At 40.0% G+C, this 20,037-nt stretch carries 14 protein-coding genes and 1 riboswitch; of the genes, 9 read left to right on the top strand and 5 right to left on the bottom strand.

Annotation, left to right across the window (positions count from 1 at the left end; all coding sequences use genetic code 11):
- Nucleotides 1-520 precede the first annotated feature (520 nt).
- The 4 genes from JQC92_RS05580 to JQC92_RS05565 all read left to right on the top strand — a co-directional run bounded on the left by JQC92_RS05580 (nucleotide 521) and on the right by JQC92_RS05565 (nucleotide 5,202).
- Nucleotides 521-1,966, top strand: coding sequence for a hypothetical protein (locus JQC92_RS05580; protein ID WP_204998721.1), 1,446 nt, complete (start codon nucleotides 521-523; stop codon nucleotides 1,964-1,966).
- A gap of 1,090 nt (nucleotides 1,967-3,056) precedes the next feature.
- Nucleotides 3,057-3,248, top strand: a complete 192-nt coding sequence (locus tag JQC92_RS05575; protein WP_204998720.1) for a hypothetical protein — start codon at nucleotides 3,057-3,059, stop codon at nucleotides 3,246-3,248.
- Between the two features lie 56 nt (nucleotides 3,249-3,304).
- On the top strand, nucleotides 3,305-3,703 hold the full coding sequence (locus tag JQC92_RS05570; protein ID WP_204998719.1) for a cupin domain-containing protein: 399 nt from the start codon (nucleotides 3,305-3,307) through the stop codon (nucleotides 3,701-3,703).
- Nucleotides 3,704-3,957: 254 nt separating this feature from the next.
- Nucleotides 3,958-5,202: a dicarboxylate/amino acid:cation symporter gene (locus tag JQC92_RS05565; protein ID WP_204998718.1), complete on the top strand. Its 1,245-nt coding sequence runs from the start codon at nucleotides 3,958-3,960 to the stop codon at nucleotides 5,200-5,202.
- Nucleotides 5,203-5,540: 338 nt separating this feature from the next.
- On the opposite strand, the gene JQC92_RS05560 is transcribed toward JQC92_RS05565, so the two are convergent.
- The 3 genes from JQC92_RS05560 to JQC92_RS05550 form a co-directional block, all read right to left on the bottom strand.
- On the bottom strand, nucleotides 5,541-6,503 hold the full coding sequence (locus JQC92_RS05560) for a class 1 fructose-bisphosphatase (protein WP_204998717.1): 963 nt from the start codon (nucleotides 6,501-6,503) through the stop codon (nucleotides 5,541-5,543).
- Between the two features lie 150 nt (nucleotides 6,504-6,653).
- The gene (locus JQC92_RS05555) at nucleotides 6,654-7,823 is read right to left on the bottom strand and encodes a multidrug effflux MFS transporter (RefSeq protein ID WP_204998716.1); all 1,170 of its coding nucleotides are present in this window, start codon (nucleotides 7,821-7,823) and stop codon (nucleotides 6,654-6,656) included.
- A gap of 250 nt (nucleotides 7,824-8,073) precedes the next feature.
- Nucleotides 8,074-9,237, bottom strand: coding sequence for a multidrug effflux MFS transporter (locus tag JQC92_RS05550; protein WP_204998715.1), 1,164 nt, complete (start codon nucleotides 9,235-9,237; stop codon nucleotides 8,074-8,076).
- 103 nt (nucleotides 9,238-9,340) lie between these two features.
- Between JQC92_RS05550 and JQC92_RS05545 the strand changes: the two genes are divergently transcribed.
- Together JQC92_RS05545 and JQC92_RS05540 are read left to right on the top strand one after the other, a co-directional pair.
- Entirely contained in the window at nucleotides 9,341-10,279 is a 939-nt protein-coding gene (locus JQC92_RS05545) for a LysR family transcriptional regulator (RefSeq protein WP_204998714.1), read from the top strand.
- Nucleotides 10,280-10,317: 38 nt separating this feature from the next.
- Nucleotides 10,318-12,570, top strand: coding sequence for a S9 family peptidase (locus JQC92_RS05540; RefSeq protein WP_204998713.1), 2,253 nt, complete (start codon nucleotides 10,318-10,320; stop codon nucleotides 12,568-12,570).
- Nucleotides 12,571-12,633: 63 nt separating this feature from the next.
- Here JQC92_RS05540 and arcA read toward each other — a convergent pair whose 3' ends face one another.
- Nucleotides 12,634-13,350: a two-component system response regulator ArcA gene (gene arcA / locus JQC92_RS05535; protein ID WP_204998712.1), complete on the bottom strand. Its 717-nt coding sequence runs from the start codon at nucleotides 13,348-13,350 to the stop codon at nucleotides 12,634-12,636.
- 575 nt (nucleotides 13,351-13,925) lie between these two features.
- Here arcA and JQC92_RS05530 point away from each other — a divergent pair.
- The 3 genes from JQC92_RS05530 to JQC92_RS05520 all read left to right on the top strand — a co-directional run bounded on the left by JQC92_RS05530 (nucleotide 13,926) and on the right by JQC92_RS05520 (nucleotide 17,247).
- Nucleotides 13,926-14,366, top strand: a complete 441-nt coding sequence (locus JQC92_RS05530; protein ID WP_204998711.1) for a DUF3293 domain-containing protein — start codon at nucleotides 13,926-13,928, stop codon at nucleotides 14,364-14,366.
- A 92-nt stretch (nucleotides 14,367-14,458) separates the two neighbouring features.
- A riboswitch (Lysine riboswitch) is annotated at nucleotides 14,459-14,639 on the top strand.
- Between the two features lie 124 nt (nucleotides 14,640-14,763).
- Nucleotides 14,764-16,116, top strand: a complete 1,353-nt coding sequence (lysC, locus tag JQC92_RS05525) for a lysine-sensitive aspartokinase 3 (RefSeq protein ID WP_204998710.1) — start codon at nucleotides 14,764-14,766, stop codon at nucleotides 16,114-16,116.
- Nucleotides 16,117-16,128: 12 nt separating this feature from the next.
- The gene (locus JQC92_RS05520; protein ID WP_204998709.1) at nucleotides 16,129-17,247 is read left to right on the top strand and encodes a M14 family metallopeptidase; all 1,119 of its coding nucleotides are present in this window, start codon (nucleotides 16,129-16,131) and stop codon (nucleotides 17,245-17,247) included.
- A gap of 58 nt (nucleotides 17,248-17,305) precedes the next feature.
- Here JQC92_RS05520 and JQC92_RS05515 read toward each other — a convergent pair whose 3' ends face one another.
- Nucleotides 17,306-19,954 (bottom strand): TonB-dependent receptor plug domain-containing protein, encoded by a 2,649-nt coding sequence (locus tag JQC92_RS05515; RefSeq protein WP_204998708.1) that lies wholly within the window; start codon nucleotides 19,952-19,954, stop codon nucleotides 17,306-17,308.
- Between the last annotated feature and the right edge of the window lie 83 nt (nucleotides 19,955-20,037).

The following is a 20,037-nucleotide window of genomic DNA, read 5'->3' as shown; positions in this document are numbered from 1 at the left end:
TTGTGATGTTGCTGGGTAACATAATATGCCTTAGTGGAGGCTTGAGCCGTATGCAGTGAAAGTTGCACGTACGGTTCTTAGGAGAACGGCATCTGGTAACAGGTGTCGTTTATCCGACAAAAGTGAATTATATGAGGTTGAAAAATCGCAACGGAATCAATTGTCAATTGCCCGGCTTTAACTAAGCTGGTGTTTTATAATTGCGTCAAGATATCTTGTTGCAGCCTCAGCGGTATTGGAGAATAAAGCCCACATTGATGAGAGGTGGGTCTCGATAAACTTTTCAAATTTTGAACTTTACTTATTGAAGTTTAATACTGCCCCTTTGCACATATGCCATTCTATCGGCTACTCCCTCTAACTCTACCGTCACGAATCATCGACGCAGTAGTGAACATAATCAAAATAGTTTTTGCAATCACTTAATTAATATTTTTTCATACAGAGTCAGAGGATACAAATGTTCGTTAAAATGACAGCATGGAATGAGTGAGATATCTTCAAAAGTATAGGAGAAGGTATGACAGATCGTATTTATTCTTCAGATTCTGCTGTCTGCTATGACTATAACGATGACAAAAAAGATACAGCCATTTCTTCAGGTGATGATAATCACGCATCTAAGCAAGGTCTTGCAACCGAGCCAGTCTGCGATAGCGGCATGCAAAGTGAACCGCTGTCATCGGATCTAATCGAAGAATTTGAAATTATACCTGTTGAGGAAGTTAAAAAAGGTGAAAGCAATCTTAAGTCAGTAACCAATGATGAGGTCAGGAGAGCAATCATTACAGGGGGCAAAAGTGGTACGTTTGTGATTCAGTTATGCGAGGGCTGGAAAACACTGCCAGAAACCACGAAAGCTGGCTTCAAGACTAACGCCAGCAGAACCCTCATGAGAATGAAGAATATCTCTCTTCTTCGGGGGGTCGCAACTGACGAAAATCTGAGAGAAGTAATGGTCGGCCCCAATCATTACTTCGGAACATTAGTAAAAACACACCAATATGTTTACCAAATTGAGATAAATAATGGCTTTCCTACGTTTATTTCTTCAGATAAACCTTCTCCCGATTTCTCAGAACAAGGAACACTGCAGGCACCGAAATCCGATGAGGTATATCAGATAAAGTTAGACTCAGAGCATAAGTGGTGTAGTGGTAAAAAAACTCAATGTGCCAATGACTTAAAGGATCAGATTAAAGATAGGAAATCAGCGGCTTCTCTTACCGCTCATTTAGGGGTTCTAACCCTGCCAGATGATTGTGTGATCTTACCTGAGGTTGAGGCAACGAAGGTTGATTTAAGTTCTTTCGGCTCTCGGTTGGTCAAGAACGATCAGCCTTTCATCTTAACAAAAGGGCCGGAAGACCCAATGGACGTCGTAACATACCATTTTGGATTGGATTATGCTAACTACCAAATAAGAAGTGGAAATGGAGTTTTCCTTGAAACTCATGACTTTACTCAAATTATGACACCCCTTACTCCAAACTCGTCAGGATTTATTACGCTGGGACGCATTGTTGAGGATAAGGAAGAAAAGCGATTAGAACTAATCGGCATTAAAGTTCCCTTTGGCTATTCTATCGTGGTTGATAAAGGTTGCATTCACGGGGACACAACGTTTACCGGAGAATATGCGATGGCAATGACAGTTGACCATAATACAATGGCAAGCGCTGATGTGGTGTTTCTCCGCAATAAAGGCGGCAAAAATGTAACCATTCATTCTATGATGCCTATGGCCGAACAGATGGTTCAGGGGAAGCTCAATGATGACGACGAGCGCTTACGGCCAATTGCAGTCCCGACATCCGGCTACGATTGGGTTATTTCAGCACTAAAAAGAGGTGCAAAGAAAAGAATCGGTGATATTCCTAAAAAAGGGTCTGTAGTAAGTAGAGTTGTCACTAATCCTATGTCAACATCTTGGCTTAAAGCTCTTTTTAAGGGTTTAGTTGGTTAGGAACGCTATATGACCAACAAATGGGTGTGACAAGTTAAAAAATCAAGCTAACTTCGCAAGAATTTAGAATTAATGCTCTAAGTAATTTTGGGGCAAAAGTTGTTTAAGAAAGTGCTTCGCACTTTAAAATGTCGCGGGCTTTCTGCCCACACCCGAGAAAGAAGGGAGTTCACCAGCAAACTCCCCTCTTCCATCTCCCCATGCCGCCGCACAAAGTTAAACGTAATTCCTCTTATGGCAAAAAATACCTACGCTACTTTTCACCAACGAAGAATTACAACTTTGTCATGGGGGACACTGTAGCCTGCAAGGTTTCAGTTTTTTTCTAAAAACTCTTACTTTATTAGACTTATATACTGTTTAAGGGCTGATGCTCCCCATCGAAGCTGTTGAAGATATTATTGAATGCAAAATGGCCTGGGCGAGACAGGACGTCGAGCCAAGCTCTGGGGTACAGGTCGTTCTCGCACATCCATGTGCTTCACGACATTCAGGCGTCCTGCCTATCAGATGTACCATCAGAGCTGTTAGTCATTTATTCGTAACCATTCACCAGCCCCGTATTGACTTTTCAAATAAACAGTGAAACTTACTTGCGGGGTGGTACTTGTGTCACAAAACAATGGCAAGCTTGTAGTTATAAATGCCAATAAACGGGAGTTTGAGATTGTCAATACCCCTCTGGTGAATGCTTACATTTATTCAATCATATCTGAAAAGCTCAGCTTCGTTTTGGCGGTGTGGTATGCAATACCACGACCTTATAAACTTCACAGAAGTTTTGTTGTTTGATGAAAAAATGATGCTGTACATCAACAATGCATTGGACACCCGCCTTCGCAAGTGTGACGCTAACGACTTGAATTTAAATGACTTAGGCCAGCCAACTTTGAGGCAAAAGCTACTTAGAAAGAGGGAAACTGCTAGCTTAAGCAGCTCAAAAAGTTTCAAACTTTATTGTCTTATTTTTAATCATTAATGTTGAGTTCTAAACTTTAATGTACGATAGCAGCTGCTCTAAATTTCAACCTTTCTTTAGTTCACTTTCTTCTATACTCAACTTATTCCTTTGAAACGTGTGAGTATAGAGATGAAAAAGTATAACTTTCGTGATCAGCAGCGACTCAATAACCACATCTCCAACAAACACAATAGAACCAGCGGAGTTTTATTTGATCATGTTGAAGATGCATATCTTGTTCATATCGCCATTCATCCAGGTATGTCGCATGCATATCATTATTATAAAGAAGGAGCTGATGTTTTTAAATATTGCCCCTAAAGGGCATAACGAAAATGATAATTTTGATTTGTAGTCATTAACTATGAGGGAAGGAAATGAAAAAAATAAATTTTCAGGATCAAACGTTACACAAACAATTACGACTATGGCCAGATAACGCCTATTTTGTTCCAATGTTCGAACATGTTGAACAGGCAAATCTTGGTTTAATAAAAATCGAACCATTGCAACAGCAGCAAAAGCATTTTCATAAGCAAGGAGCAGACATTTTCATCATCACTGCTGGAAAAGGAGTTCTGCATTATGGCGATGTGTGTAGCGAGTCAGGGAAATTACTGAATGAAATGTCGATGGAAATCGAAGTCGGAGATGTCTATTTTGTTGAGCCTTACCAAATGCATTCGTTAGAAAACGTAAGTGAAAACGAAGCTCTCTTGCTGTTGAATATTGCTCCGGCATCACATGGGGACACTGACAGTTTTGATTTAAATTAAGCTATTTAGTCGTATTTTAATTCAGTCATTATATTTTAAAAACAATTTTGCTTTGGAGTTTATCTCTATTATATTTTGATTCTTGAGTTTTATGGTCTTTATTGTTTGCGTTTTGTGAGTGTATGTTTTGCGATGACATCTATGTTAACTCTCACTTACTCATTTCTATGGTGTAAATGCATACCTTAAAAAAGTACACTTACCTCTTATAAAAGGAATCAAACAATTAAAATATAAACTTAGGTAATAAAGTCATGATGAAATCACTTTCGACCAGGATTTTTGCTGGTCTATTTATGGGGTTGATACTGGGCACAATTGTGCAGTATTTCTTAGCCGATATCTCTTTCTTTTCAGACTCACTGGTGAACTTTTTATCTGGCATAGGTAGCATGTTCGTAAACATGATTATGATGCTAGTGGTTCCATTAGTTTTTGTGAGTATCGTTTGTGGTGTGTGCGAGCTTCCTGATTTAAGAAGCTTTGGTCGTTTAGGTGGTAAAACCTTTGGCTTTTATATTATCAATACTATGATTGCAATCAGTGCAGCACTAGCTGTGGCGCTAATTATGCAGCCAGGCACGGGTGTTGATATGAGCAGTAAAGCGCAATTAGCGATTACAGCTACTGAGTTACCAAACTTAATGACCTTACTCGTCAATATTGTGCCCAATAACCCTGTAAAAGCCTTTATGGAAGGTAACATGCTACAAGTTATCTTTATGGCGTTATTACTTGGTGGTGTCATTAAATCGATTGGTGAGCCTGTTGCGAGTGCGGTAAAAGGTTTCCAAACGGCTAATAAAATCATGATGAAGTTGATCACTGTAGTGATGAGCTTAGCGCCAATTGGTGTGTTTGCATTGATGTTTAAACTGGGTGCAACGTTAGAAGCTGATGCATTCTTCAATGTGGCTCAGTATGTGATTTTGATTTTGGTACTGCTTAATCTTTGGTTATTTGTTGTTTACCCATTTGCGGTGAGCATGTTCACAGGAATTTCAGCGAAAGAGTTCCGTGAAAAGACCCGTGAGCAAGTGCTGTTTTCATTGTCTACCGCAAGCTCGAACGCAACAATACCTGTAACTATGCGTACATTAACTGAGAAATTAGGCGTTAATCGTGCTGTTGCAGGTTTTGGAGTACCGCTTGGAGCCACCATGAACATGGGCGGTGTTTCGATTTATATCACCATTGCAATTTTCTTTGTCGCGAATGCGTTTGGCACACCATTTACAGTAGAACAGCTGCCAGCGCTCATTTTTAGCATTTTCTTATTGTCTGTTGGTGCTGGTGGAGTTCCTGGTGGTGGTATGGTGATGATTGGTGTGCTAATTCATCAAACAGGCCTGCCGATTGAAGCCTTTGCTATCGTAGCAGCTATTGACCGTATTATTGATATGTTTGTAACTTCAAGTAACGTTGTAGGTGATACAGCGGTAGTGACGATTGTTGATAAAACAGAGCAAAAGCATCAGCAAGAAGTCGTAGAGCCTTAGTTGGACGTTGATATCTATACCCATGATACTTGAAGATGCATGTTTCAGGACTTTTTCAGCGCCAATTCTTTGAGGCGCATTAGCGAAGGAATATCGGGATTCTTTCGAGCTAATGTAACAAAGAAGAATTGTCGCTGAGAAGTCCACGAAGTGCGAGTTGCACAGCGTGTTACTCTGTGTTGCCAGTGCTAACAATAGCTCACTATTGCTGCACACTGTCGCCTTGATTAACAAGTTGTGCATTCTCGCTGAAATCGAGCATCTTCAGTTATCATGGGTATAGACATAAAAAAAACGGCGCTTTCGCCGTTTTTTTATGTCTCAAATTAACCAGTCATTTAAGCGTGATATTTAAGGCATTCGTTTACTTCATTGGCGCTACCAAGTACAACCGCAACACGTTGATGAATCTCTTGTGGTTCAATATCCATAATAGATTCGTAACCCGTAGAGGCAACCCCTTGCGCTTGCTCTACTAAAAAGGCCATAGGATTCGCTTCGTACATTAAGCGTAACTTAAACGGTTTGTTCGGTTTTTTATTGTCTGTTGGATAAGTAAAAATGCCGCCACGAGAAAGTACTCGATGCACATCTCCCACCATCGCAGCAATCCAGCGCATGTTAAAGTTTTTAGCTCTTGGGCCTGTATCGCCTTTAATTAAATCTGCAATATAGTTTTGCATTGCAGGCTGCCAAAAACGTTGATTCGACATATTGATAGCAAATTCTTTGGTATCAGCTGGAATTGTGACGTCTGCATGAGTCAATAAGAACTCGCCAGTTTCAGGATGCAAAGTAAAGAAGTTAACGCCACTTCCTGTTGTTATAGCAAGCATTGTCGAAGGGCCATAAAGTACATAACCAGCTGCAAGCTGATTACGGCCAGACTGTAGGAAAGACTGCTCAGTTAACTCGCCATTTTTAGCTGGAAGTACAGAAAAAATCGTCCCCACTAATGAGTTGATGTCAATATTTGATGAGCCATCTAAAGGGTCGAAGCAAACTAAGAACTTACCATCACGATGAACACTGACGACATGATCTTCCTCTTCAGAAGCTAAACCTTTTACTGTGCTATCAGCGTTCAAAGCACCTTTGAGCATGTCATTGGTGATGATATCCAGTTTCTTTTGCGTTTCACCTTGCACATTTTCTTGCTCAGTTTCGCCTAACACACCCGCTAGAGCGCCGTGCTGAACAGCATTGCTGATTGACTTCGCACTGTCGGTTAACGTAAGTAGAAGCTGAGATAAATCGGCATCAATGCCGCTTTCATTTAAATACTGCGAAAAGGTTTGCATCATAGATCCTTAAAAGCGTGGGACATTTCTGCCGCAGGATCATACAGTAGCCATTTATAAATTGCAGTCTAAGAATGATTGTTATTAAAATATCAGTATTCAGAAGAGCGTCCAAATGAGTCTGAAAAAATCAATAATTTGAAACATTAATTATTCAAAGACCTTAACTTTTGAATAGTGGAAAAAGAGGACCATTGGTATAAAAGCACTCGTTATCACTAAAAGCTGGCTGATAGCATTGAGGTTAAGTAGGTGAAGTATCATTACCAAGACTGCACCAATGGCTACTTGGCAAAAACTGAGTAAAGCTGAAGCCGTTCCTGCCTTTTCTGGGTATGGATGCAGAGCTTGAGCAAAACAAACTCCGACAAGTATAGCAAACCCAGTTGTGCCAATGATTACAGGTAGCATGTAACTGATTGGTGATTCATGTTTGGAAAGTACTGCTAATATCACACCTGCAAGAATCATCATTACCATACCGACACTGACCAATCGTTTGGGTTTTATTCGCTTTAGTAATATCTTGGGTAAAAAGAGGTTAGTGAATATGTTTATGGCGCCATTTAAACTGAACCAAAAGGTAAAGGTTTCTTGAGAAAGGCCAAGGTGCTGCATCAACCAAACCGGTGAACTGGATATATACGAAAATATCATCGCCATGGATAAAGTAAGCACGATGGCATTGAATAAGAAAATGGGTGACTTGGCGATATTAACATATTGCTTTAAAGGCAAAATTTGGCTGTATTTGATCGTATTACTTGGCCGTGTTTCTTGAAGAAAAAAATAAGCAAAAAAAAGCGTGAGTCCACAGAGAATTGCAAGAAATGCAAATGTACTGTGCCAACCGAAGTGAACAGATAAAAAGTGGCCAAGTGTAGGAGCGAATGCGGGGCTTAAACACCTAATACTGACCAGATAGTTAAAAATATGACTACTTTCTTTAGGATCAAAGCTGTCTCGAATACAAGCAAAAGTGCAAACGCCAAGTGCACAAGAGCCTAAACCCTGAAAGAAACGGAATACTAAATGGCTTTCAAAGTGGGTAATTAAAAAGAGCGCTGTTGAGCAGCACAAGTAAATCAACAGCCCTGTAAGGATAACTGGACGTCGACCAATTCTGTCCGCTAAAGGGCCAAGGAACAGCTGCCCAACGCCGAGGCTGAACAAATAAATGGTAATCGTCCAATGCATCTCATCAACGGAAGTAGACATACTCTTTGCGATAATAGGCAATGCGGGAATGAAGATATCAGTAGCAAAAGGACTCAATGTCGCCATTAATACTAAAAATAAAATGAGACTGTTTTTTGTCATTTAAGGGGCTAGTCTTCCGTTTAATAAGTTAAGGGCATTTCTTTTTAACAGCTCTCTTTGAAAACGCTAGCTAAATGGCTGAGATGTTCCGTTTTCTTTTATTACTGTCAGCATTTTGTAAGTTTAGGAGAGGGAATCGGAAATGCATTACATTGACTGAAGAAAAAGAAAACTGCCCTACAGTGAAATGAGTGTAGTGGTGTAAGGCAGAACCGTATGGTTTTTGTAGGGATGGTTAAGGGTGTTTAAATTAAATTTGCTCAGGTTCTTTTTCTAAGTCTCTTAGTTGTTTAATGATGAACAGTGGTACGAAGCACAGTGAGAAAATAACCAATTGCTCTGTCGAAGAAAAATGAAGAGCTTGCACTAGAGTTACCAGTAATGCGGATAAGCTCATCTGGATAAAACCAAGTAGAGCAACGGCTGACCCCGCATTAGCTTTAAATCCTGATAACGCTTTGCCTGCACAAGTTCCCATAAGTAATGAAAAGCCCATAAAGCCAAACATGACTGGGAGCATGTAGTTAATTACGGTCATGCTGTGCTGAAAACTGGTGAGCAACACACCAGAAGTAACCACCATGCCCATACCAACTTTAATGATGCTATTGATTTTGAAGTGTTCAATTAGTTTTGGGGTTAATAAGCTAACCACGATATTTAAGCCTGCATTTAAACTGAACCAGTGAGTGAACGTCTCTTCAGATAAATGAAACTGATGGATGAAAACGTTGGGTGCGGTACTTACAAAAGCAGTAATAGAGGCCATAGACAGCATCACTACAGTGGCATAAAAAACAAAGCTGGAATTGGTAATAATGCTTTTATAAGCTGATGCTTTAGTCACTTTCTTTCTAGGAATATACGTTTCTTTAAAGCAGTTGAATGCGACAACACCAAAAATAGCGGCAAATTCAGTCATGAAGACAAAGTTACTCTGCCAACCGTATGAAACCGTTAAAAAATATCCCAGAATAGGCGCAACAGCAGGTATACAGAAGATCATGCCATTCAAGTAGCTGAAAATTTGGCTACTTTCTTTAGTGTCAAATCGGTCTTTCACACTGGCAAAGACTGAAACAATGATGGCGCACGAGCCTAGCCCTTGAAAAAATCTAAGTATTAAATGAAGTTCAAAATTATCTTCGAACACCATTAATAAAGCACTAATGGCGTACAAAACAACACCAAGTAGTGCGATGGAACGGCGCCCAATCCTATCTGAAATTGAGCCTAAAAATAACTGCCCGATACCTAAACTAAAAATGAAAACTGTAATGGTCCACTGCATTTGTGTGGTTGAAACATTAAAGTCAGAGGCCATGATTGGTAGTGCTGGTAAAAATATATCAATCGCCAATGGGCTGAATATTACTAGTGGCAGTAATACTGCAATTAACCTTAGTTGCTTCATGTCTCATACAATATTCGTGAAAGTGTGATCTGGATTATATTTTTGCTTGGCTATGAATAAAAATGATTTATAGTTAATCCATGTATTCCATATAGGAATGATAATGGCCCAAGCATTCGATTTAAATTTATTAAAAGTTTTGGATGTACTTTTAGAAGAACGCAATGTCACTCGTACTGCCAAGCGTTTATTTGTTACTCAATCTGCGGTAAGCAAACACTTATCTCGTTTAAGAGAGATGTTCAGCGACCCTTTGTTATTGAGAAGTGGTAAAGAACTGATTCTTACTCCTAAAGCGATTGAATTAGCAGTTAAATTAAAACCGATACTTCAAGAGGTTAATAACCTCACTCAGGTCAGTAACTTTGAACCGAGAACATGTGAGCGCATCTTCCGTTTTGATATGATGGAGATTGCTTTCTCAGTGACTCTGCCTGAATTTATGCCTGCGATATTAGAGTCGGCACCGCTGGTTAAGATTGGTACGAAAACTTGGAATGATCAAACAATTCAAAGGTTGAGTAATTGCGAAATAGACTTTGCAATTCGTTGCTTAGAGCAAGATTCTCGTTCATACAATCATCTTGATAAACTCCCCGATAACTTAGTCTATGCCGAATTAAGTAAGGACTATGCTACGTGCGTCGTAAGAAAGGGACATCCGATTTTATCTGAGGGGTGGACACTTGAAGGCTTTTTGAAGCAAAAACATATTCAAGTAACAGGAGGCGGTACTCGTCATTGGCTACTTGATGAAATTCTGATTAAGAAAGGTCTCGAACGTGAATTTGTAGTGGAAATGCCAGATTTTCAAGGTGCATTTCGTTTGTGTGAAAGAACCAATCTTGTGTTGTGCGCACCTTTTGGACAAGTACAAGATATGATTCAGCATTTCGAACTCGAAATGGTCGATATTCCAATCGAAATGGAAAAGGGCATTTTTGTGTTAATTTGGAATCAATACTTTGATCAAGATCCCGCCCATAAGTGGATGCGAGAGCACATTGTTTCGACAATGAAATCATCCAGTAAATCGGTATAATCGAAAAAATGCATAAAAAATACAATAAAGGAACCATAATGAGAAAAAGTTGGGTAACAAGTTTTGTCTTGAGTGCGCCACTGATAATCGGATCTGGATTAACAAGTCAGGCCAATGCTATGGAAGCAAAAATGCAAGGAAACAAGCAACCTCTGACGATTGAACGGTTTAATGCATCACCAGCGTTAGCGGGGAAAAGTCCACGCGGCTTAAAGTTGTCGCCAGATGGCACAAGGGTAACTTACCTTGCAGGACGAGCAACCAATCAGAACTTTTATGATTTATGGCAGATGGACGTTGAATCTGGCAAAACCAGTATTCTGGTCAATGCTGATAAGTTAGCTTCTGGTGAGTTATCTGACGAAGAAAAAGCCCGTCGTGAGCGCCAGCGGATTTATGGTCAAGGGATAATGGAATACGGCTGGTCGGCAGACAGTCAATCCATTCTCATTCCTGCATCAGGTAAGTTGTACCTCTATTCATTGGCCGCAGACAAAGTGAAAGCTTTATCAATTGGAGAAGGCTTTGCTACGGATGCGAAGATGTCTCCAAAAGGCCATTTTGTTTCTTTTATTCGTAACCAAAACCTTTATGTTCTAAATCTAATCAGTAATAAGCTGACTCAAGTTACTAAAGATGGCGGCGGTGCTATTAAGAATGGTATGGCTGAATTCGTTGCTCAAGAAGAAATGGGTCGTTATACCGGATATTGGTGGACGGATGACGAATCTCATATTGCCTATACCAGAGTGGATGAGTCCGGTGTTGAACTTGTTACTCGCAATGAAATCTATGCAGATGGGATTAAATTAACTGAGCAACGTTATCCGTATGCTGGTAAAACGAATGTCAAGATTCAGCTAGGGATCGCAAACCTTTCGACTCTAAAAACACAATGGGTGAATTTAGGAAAAGAGCAAGACATATACCTACCAAGAGTTAAATGGCTTCCTGGTGGGAAGCAGTTATCTTATCAATGGCAAAGCCGTGATCAGAAGACATTGATGTTCCAAGTTGTATCGATCAATAATGTGAATAAACCACACACATTGATTACTGAAACCAGTAAAGCTTGGGTTAATTTAAATGCTGACCTTCATTTCTTAAATAAGCAAAAAGCCTTTATTTGGGCATCTGAACGTGATGGTTATGAGCACTTATATCTATTGGGTAACGATGGAAAACTCATCCGTCAGTTAACGAAAGGTAATTGGACTGTCGATGCACTCGAATACGTTGATGAAACAAATGGTTGGGTTTATTTTACGGGGCGAAAAGATACACCCGTTGAACGTCAACTATATCGTGTTCCTCTCGCTGGTGGAACAATAGAAAGAATCAGTCATCGTTCGGGCATGCACAATGCTGTATTTGCAAAGAAGAAAAGCGTTTATCTAGATTATTTCAACAGTTTAACTCAGCCGCCACAGATCAGTCTTCATAGCGATGATGGTAAGTTACTGCAATGGGTTGAGCAAAATGAAGTTAAACAAGGTCACCCCTTATATGACTATGCTGGATTATGGCAGCAACCTGAATTTGTGAAGTTAAAAGCAGAAGATGGGCAAACACTCTACAGTCGTATTTTTAAGCCTGTGCCGTTCGATGTTTCAAAAAAATACCCTGTTGTTGTTCGAGTTTATGGCGGCCCGCACGCTCAGTTAGTAACAAATAGCTGGACAGATAAAGATTACTTTACTCAGTATCTTCTACAACAAGGTTTTATTGTTTATCAGTTAGATAACCGAGGCAGTGCACACAGAGGTACAAAGTTTGAACATGCAATTTATCACAATTTAGGAAATGTGGAAGTTGATGATCAAAAGGTGGGTGTGGATTACTTAAGAAGTTTACCGTACGTTGATGGCGGTAATATTGCTATCTATGGTCACAGCTATGGTGGTTATATGGCTCTGATGGGAATTTTTAAAGCTCCTGACTACTTTAAAGCTGCAATTTCAGGTGCACCTGTAACGGATTGGCGCTTATATGATACGCATTACACTGAGCGATACATGGGAAGCCCTGTAACTAATAAGAAAGGCTATGATGCCAGCAGTGTATTGCCTTATGTAAAAAATTATCAATCAGGCTTGTTGATGTATCATGGTATGGCCGATGACAATGTATTATTTGAAAACAGTACTCGAGTGTATAAAGCACTGCAAGACGAAGGTAAATTATTTCAAATGATAGATTACCCTGGCTCTAAGCACTCTATGCGTGGTGAGAAGGTCCGTAATCATTTGTATAAATCATTAGCTGACTTTCTAGAGAGAAAATTAAAGTAACCAACGTTATTAGAAACAAAAAAACCAGAGCATAGCTCTGGTTTTTTTTGAGAAGAATACGAATTATTCGCTAAGTTCAGCGCAGAAACGATAGCCTTCACCGTGAATCGTTGCGATGATTTCAGGGGTATCAGGTGTGCTTTCAAAATGCTTACGGATGCGACGAATGGTTACGTCTACTGTACGGTCATGAGGTTTAAGTTCACGGCCTGTCATTTTCAATAGAAGATCAGCACGAGTTAAAATCTTGCCTGGATTTTCTACAAAATGAAGCATTGCACGGAATTCACTGCGTGGAAGCTTGTAAGATTCACCTTGTGGACTTACGAGAGAACGACTATTGATCTCAAGGGTCCAACCATTGAAGCGATAGGCATCAACTGCTGTTTTCTCTTCAATTTCATGGCCAGAATTACTCACACGTGTCAAAAGGTTACGAGCACGTATAGTTAATTCTCTAGGATTAAACGGTTTAGTGATGTAATCATCAGCACCAATTTCTAAACCTAGGATTTTATCAACTTCATTGTCACGACCTGTTAGAAAGATCAAACCAATGTTATTGATTTCGCGCAACTCTCTTGCTAATAGCAAACCATTTTTACCTGGTAAGTTAATGTCCATTACCACTAAGTTTACTTTGTTGTCTTGCATTGCCTTATGCATTTCTGCGCCATCATTGGCTTCGCTTACTGAATAACCTTCAGCTTCGAAGATACTTCTCAAAGTATTGCGAGTAACTGCTTCATCTTCAACGATTAAAATGTGCGGGTTTTGCATATAAATTACCTAAGCTCAATTAAATTTGTCTTAACATGGGCGCGTATGCTTATTCATTACACACGAACAATTTATCCTTAATGGCGACAATGAATAAAATAAAATAAGTTGTAATCACTTTATTAAGAGGTCGCTAAGCATGTTTTTGGTTCATTGCATCAATGACTCAAACGCGAACTGTACTCACTTCGATAAAAACAGCGGGTCTTAGTTCCTTGGCCAATGTGTTTAATTGAAGTTTAGATGTTAAAGTTATTTAGATCATGTTTTGTACATGCGTTTGTTAACCTGCTTAATCCTTTTGCCTAATTGATCGTACTGTTTCCTACAAAACGACAAATGACAGAGTTAACGTTAACATTGTACTCGTTTTCGGTATTTGTTAACAAATAAAATGTTAATAAAATCCGACGTGGTGTTTTAATATGTTGATATGTGTCACTTTGTCGTTATTTTTTAATGAGTTGTGTGTTTTTAAAAAGTTTGAAAATTGCGAATTATGAACAAAAATTAATCTTCATAAACAGGTTTGGCTTTGCTAAACTGTCCTGGGTTGAGCTTTTTTGGACAAACATATGAGTCCGCAGTCAGATGATTTATGGCATTTTTATAGGGCAACACACTTTCTTCTTACTCAGAAAATCGCAAATCATTTATCCTTCGCTATTGTAACCGCCTGTAATCCTAATGGAAAAATATTATCTCAAAGCCAAAATCGGCTTAGAGATAAAGCGCTTTTACGCTCTATTGAAAATTTAAACTGTCCGTATCGAGCTGTAGTGGGGGCGGCTAAAGATATGTCTCACTTTGAAAAAAGTTGGGCGGTGTTTATCGACAAGAATGAGGCGATACAGCTTGGCACTCAGTTTGTTCAAAATGCAATTTACTATGTAAATAAAGGTGAGCTAACGTTAGTCCCTGTGCTTATGAAAGCAAATGAAGAGTGCTTAGGTGAATTTCACCATCGTGCAAATGTTGTCAGCGAGTTTCCAGATGCGATCAATTTCAGTAAATGAGATTGACAAATTGTATACAATGTTGATAATTTCATTCGTCTTGGTGAACTATTCGCCAACAACGCCTAAAGTTTGTTGATAAGTAAACTTTAGGCAACAGAAGAGGAGCGTTAACTAGGTAGTAAGCTTGAGGAGCATCATCTCCAATGACAGCTTATGAGGGAGATTAACGCCGAGGTGGTTTTTGTGTTGATGATAAAAACTGCCGATCGCTTAGGCTGAATCCTAACGATTGTCACTTATTTTATATTTAAGTGGAGAGCTTCTGGTGATGTATACTCAAATTCCTTTCTAGGGTTGTGTGTCTTGCACCAGGCTCTTCGAATGATGATTCGGAGTGTTGAATGTCTTTTTTACCTTGTTTATTTGTTTTCTTTCCTCGACCGAGGAGAATGGTATGTCATTAGTAATCGCAAAATTTGGTGGAACGTCCGTTGCAAATTATTCTGCTATGGTAAATTGCGCCAAAATTGTATTAAACAATCCAAAAACAAGGCTTGTTGTTGTAAGCGCATCAAGTGGCGTTACCAACCTATTGGTTGAACTCATACGGCCGAGTATTACCGACGAAGATAGAGTGCTACGGTTAACACAAATTGCTGCTATACAATATGAAATTATCGATAGATTGCCTCGCTCTGAAGTTCTCATCGCACAAATTGATTTACTGCTTTCTAGGGTCACGCACTTAAGTGAAAGCCTTGTCCTAAATCGAAGTAAGCAGCTCATTGACGAACTCCTTTCAATTGGTGAACAGTGCTCATCGTTATTATTCAGCTATGTATTGCGTCAGCAAGGACTTGTCGCTGAAAAGTTTGATGTTAGAGATGTGATGCGAACAGACAGTCACTTTGGTAAAGCAGAACCCCAGTTAACAGATATTTTTGAACGCTCAAATGAGTTACTAAGACCACTACTTGAAGAAACCGTTATTGTTACTCAAGGTTTCATCGGTGCTAATCATGATGGTATTACGACCACGCTTGGCCGAGGTGGCAGCGATTATTCTGCGGCGTTACTTGCGGAGGCATTGAATGCCGAAACCGTTGAAATTTGGACGGATGTGGCAGGGATTTACACTACAGATCCACGCCTTGCGCCTAATGCTAGAGCAATTAATGAAATCAGTTTCAACGAAGCAGCTGAAATGGCAACGTTTGGTGCTAAAGTTTTACATCCATCAACAATTCTTCCTGCTGTAAGAAAAGGCATTCAAGTTTTTGTCGGCTCGAGTAAAGCGCCTGATGATGGTGGCACATGGATTCGAAATCAGATTGATCATTCTCCTACATATCGAGCTATTGCCATTCGAAAAGATCAAACGCTTTTAAACCTTCACAGCTTTGACATGCTGCACACTCATGGCTTTCTGGCTGATGTGTTTGCCATTCTCGCTCGACATAAAATTAGTGTAGATTTAATTACTACATCAGAAGTTAACGTGTCTCTTACGCTTGATAAAACTGGATCTGACTCCAGTGGGCAACAACTCTTGAGCAGTACTCTTATCGAGGAGTTAGAACGACACTGTGATGTGAAGGTAGAAACGAACTTATGTTTAGTTGCACTAATTGGTAATAAAATCCCTTCAACAACGGGGATTTGCAGTCGTGTTTTTGAAGTTTTAGCCGACTTTAATGTCAGAATGAGCTCGTTCGGCGCAAGTGAGCATAACCTCTGCTTCTTGGTTTCAGATCATGATGCAGCACACGTTGTTGATGCATTACATCGTAACTTATTTGAGTCGTAAGGAACGAAAATAGTGTTAGCAAAGAAATTAAAAAAGACAGACATCAAAGTTGGAGAACTGGCTACTGGTCAGGCGTTGACAGTACCTATTTATAAGCTGATCCCTGATGAAATATCTGGTCCCAGCGTATATATTCAAGCGAACGTTCATGGTGCAGAAGTTCAAGGTAACGCCGTGATCTTCCAGCTGCTAAAGCAATTAGAACAAAGCCATTTAAACTCTGTGGTAACATTGGTACCACTCGCAAACCCAATGGGAATTAATCAAAAAAGTGGTGAATTTACCTTAGGGCGCTTCGACCCTATAACGGGTGTTAATTGGAACCGAGAGTATCTAGAACACGAGTTTGATATTGAAGTCTGGTATCTCAAACATCAGCATGAAACCGATGATGTATTGATTGCTAAGTTTAGAGACAAACTTCTGTCAAATTGTGTTGAAAGATTAGAAAACCCATGGGGGACCAGTACTGGTAAGAGATTGGCTACTGAACTTCAAAAAATGGGCCACCAAGCGGATATTGTTTTAGATCTGCATACAGGCCCTAAATCCTGCAAGCACCTCTATTGTCCAGAGTATTCTCTAAAAGATGCTGGTTTTTTTTCAATTCCGTACACACTGGTCATTCCTAACGACTTTGCTGGTGCAATGGATGAAGCGATGTTTTGTCCTTGGTGGAAATTATCGGACGTTGCAAAACAATTTGGGCGTAGCCTTAAAGTGGCAGTAAATGCTTTTACCATGGAGCTAGCAAGCCAAGAGCGTATCGATCTCGAAGATGCTAAAGTCGACGCAGATGGGATTATGGCTTATTTATCTCACAGAAAGGTTTTTGACAATAATAGACAACCTCTCGATATGCCAAGATATGGGTGCTTACTAAAAAATTATAAAAAATTTCATGCACCACATGCTGGCATGGTGGAGTATTTAGCTGAACTCGGAAAACCTCTTAGTGCTGACAAACCGTTAGTGAGTTTATTGAGAATGGATCGGTATGGAACGGATGAAGAGCTTCAATATCTCTCTTTACCCACGAGAAGCGTTCCTATTTTACACTTTGCTTCTGCAGCAGTGCATCAGGGAACAGAGCTGTATAAAGTCATGACAGATGTGTTTGAAATTAGATAGCCAGCTAAAAAAATGCTCCGGAAAAATCCGGAGCATTTTGGGTTTAGTTGTTTAACGTTTAAAAGCGATAAGCCCCTTTCACGTACCAGTAACCGCCATTAAAGCCAAATGGTGAAGTCTCATAGTATTGACCTCCCCAGTTGTTGTTTGGAATATTAGTATTATCGAAGAAGTCGAGGCGCTCAGCTTCTTGGTCAAATAGGTTTTGAGCACCAACTGCGATATTGAATGAATCATTGATGTCATAATTCACTTCCATATCAACAGTGTATGCAGCGGATCCTGTTTTAACCGTGGCATCATAGTCAACGTGAACACCTTGGTATTCCCCAAAGTAATTTACACGTGTGAACATATTCCAATCTTCCCAACTTTGTCCCCAAGTGAAAGTGGCTCGATTATTTGGTAAATCTTTTTCTAAACGAGCAACTTTGAATTCACCTGTAATGTCAGAATATTTATCAACATTGGTATCATTCCAGTTGTACGAAAGGGCAAAGTTAGCGTCACCACTTAATAGGCTAGTGCTATAACTTGCAACAATATCAATGCCCTGGGTTGTCGTATCGAAGTCATTGGTAAAGAAGCTGACTTTTGATAGCCCATCCACGTTAGGAACACCATCATTCTTAAGTAGTTGCTTTTGTGCATCCGTAAGTTCAATCTTGTTTGATTGACCAATACGGTCTTCAACTTGAATGTTGTAATAATCAACCGTTAAGAAGAAATCTCCGACATTGAAGACACCACCTAAGGTATAACTGAATGACTCTTCAGGAGAAAGTGCTTTACCGCCTAATACCTGTGAAATAGGGTTGGTAGGAGGTAATAGTGCTGAATCAACTAACACACCACTTGAAAGTTCAGTTTGTACGTTGGTAAAGTTTGCCTGACCAACTGTGGGCGCTCTAAAGCCAGTGTTGATTGAGCCACGCAGAGCAAAAGTATCGGTTAGATCCCAGTGTGCTGCGACTTTATAGTTAAAGGTTGAACCAAATGTTTCATAATCTTCATAGCGACCTGCTACGTCCATTAAGAAGCTTTCGGTAAATGGCATACTAAACTGCGCATACAATGCTGAGTTTTTACGTGTATATTCGCCAGCAGAACTTGGTTTATAGCCCGGGAAACCATTCGATCCAATACTAAAGCCTTGATCGAAAAGTGGGCCAACAATAAACGAAGCTTCATCACCAGCAATGACTTCATATGTTTCTTTGTGCCACTCATAACCAAATGCTATTGCCACATCATCCATCATCCCCCAATCAGCCATCTTTACGAAGTCGGCATTGAAGGTCCATTCAGTGTTAATGGCTTGACCAGGACTGAAATCTCTTGGAGTGTCAGACCCTAATGAGGCGTTTACTGTGTTGTAAATAAAATACTTCGAATCATTCTGACCAAAAGAGCCGCTAAAGTCATAGCTAATACCCTTAAGCCAATCCATTTGGAATTCACCACTCGTTCCAGCCGTTAAAGAAGTATCTTCAATATGGCCACCGAAATTTGGTGTGAAACCACCAGGTATTATTTGATTAAAAGCGAAACAGTTTGCGGCCTCAAGACTAGAAAGTGCAGCAGAATCAGGAATACCATTAACAATAGGTACGACAGGACACCCTAGTTGACCATCTTTACCATCGAGTGAGCCAACAAGCACGGTTTCAGGCGCTGCATCCCATAATTTTTGCAATGCCTCTTGATCTGCACCTGGACGATACATTGCTTGTCCGTTGATTTCACGAACAATACCACCATAAACACCCGGCCGATTATTTGGGTTTCGATAATAGAAACCACCACGAGCATCGCGCTTGGAATAATTACCAAACATATAGGCTTTAGAGTGCTCATCTAAATCTAAGCCTAGATTAGCAAAGATGGTGAGGTCATCACTGATTTCAGGTGAACCCCAGACTTGGGCTGGGTTTTCGACATCCAATCCAGCAGCCGCAAATGCAGCAGCATCAGGGCGCTGTACACTTCGGCTGGTTGCATCAGCATCTTTTAGCTGGAAACTTAAATTCACAAAACCATTTTCAGTGAGCGGCATACCTATGTTGCCTGCAACTTGGGTACTGGTCCCATCACCTTCATAGTATTCACCGTGTTTTACTTCAATCGAACCACCATCACTGTTGTCTTTTAATTGGAAATTAACTACGCCAGCAATAGCATCAGAACCATATTGAGCTGCTGCACCATCACGTAATACTTCAACTTGTTTTAATGCAATGCTCGGAATAACTGAAATATCAGGCCCTTGTGCACCATCGTTAATACCGCCACCGAGAAGGGTAATCACAGATGAGCGGTGACGTCGTTTGCCATTAAGTAAAATCAAGGTGCTGTCAGCAGAAAGCCCACGCAGGTTCATTGGACGAACTAATGAAGCTGCATCACTGATAGGATTAGAATGAACGTTAAGTGAAGGTACAGTGCCTTTAAGGATTTCAAGCATATCGGTATTACCCGATTTTTGGATTTCGTCTGCGCCTATAATATCAACTGGGACTGGAGAATCGCCTATTGAACGAGGTGCTGAACGTGTGCCTACAACAGCGATTTTTTCGATATTAGCATCTCGATTTGCTTTAGATTCGTCTTCTGCGTTTGCATTGCTGGATATTGTTGCTCCACCGAGCGCCATTGCCACAGCAAAGCTCAGGGAGCTCAAACTGAAAACACGTGTGTTTTTTTTCATTGATATTGCCCTTTATTGAACATTTCATCATTCGTAAAATAAGCCCTAATAAGAGATCTAAATTTTTGGTTTTATATGATCTT

Origin of the sequence: Parashewanella hymeniacidonis (genome assembly GCF_016900895.1) — a bacterium.
In the GTDB taxonomy this organism is placed as follows: domain Bacteria; phylum Pseudomonadota; class Gammaproteobacteria; order Enterobacterales; family Shewanellaceae; genus Parashewanella; species Parashewanella hymeniacidonis.
The sequence above is the reverse complement of the archived record's forward strand: the minus strand, read 5'-3'. Positions and strand labels throughout refer to the sequence as shown.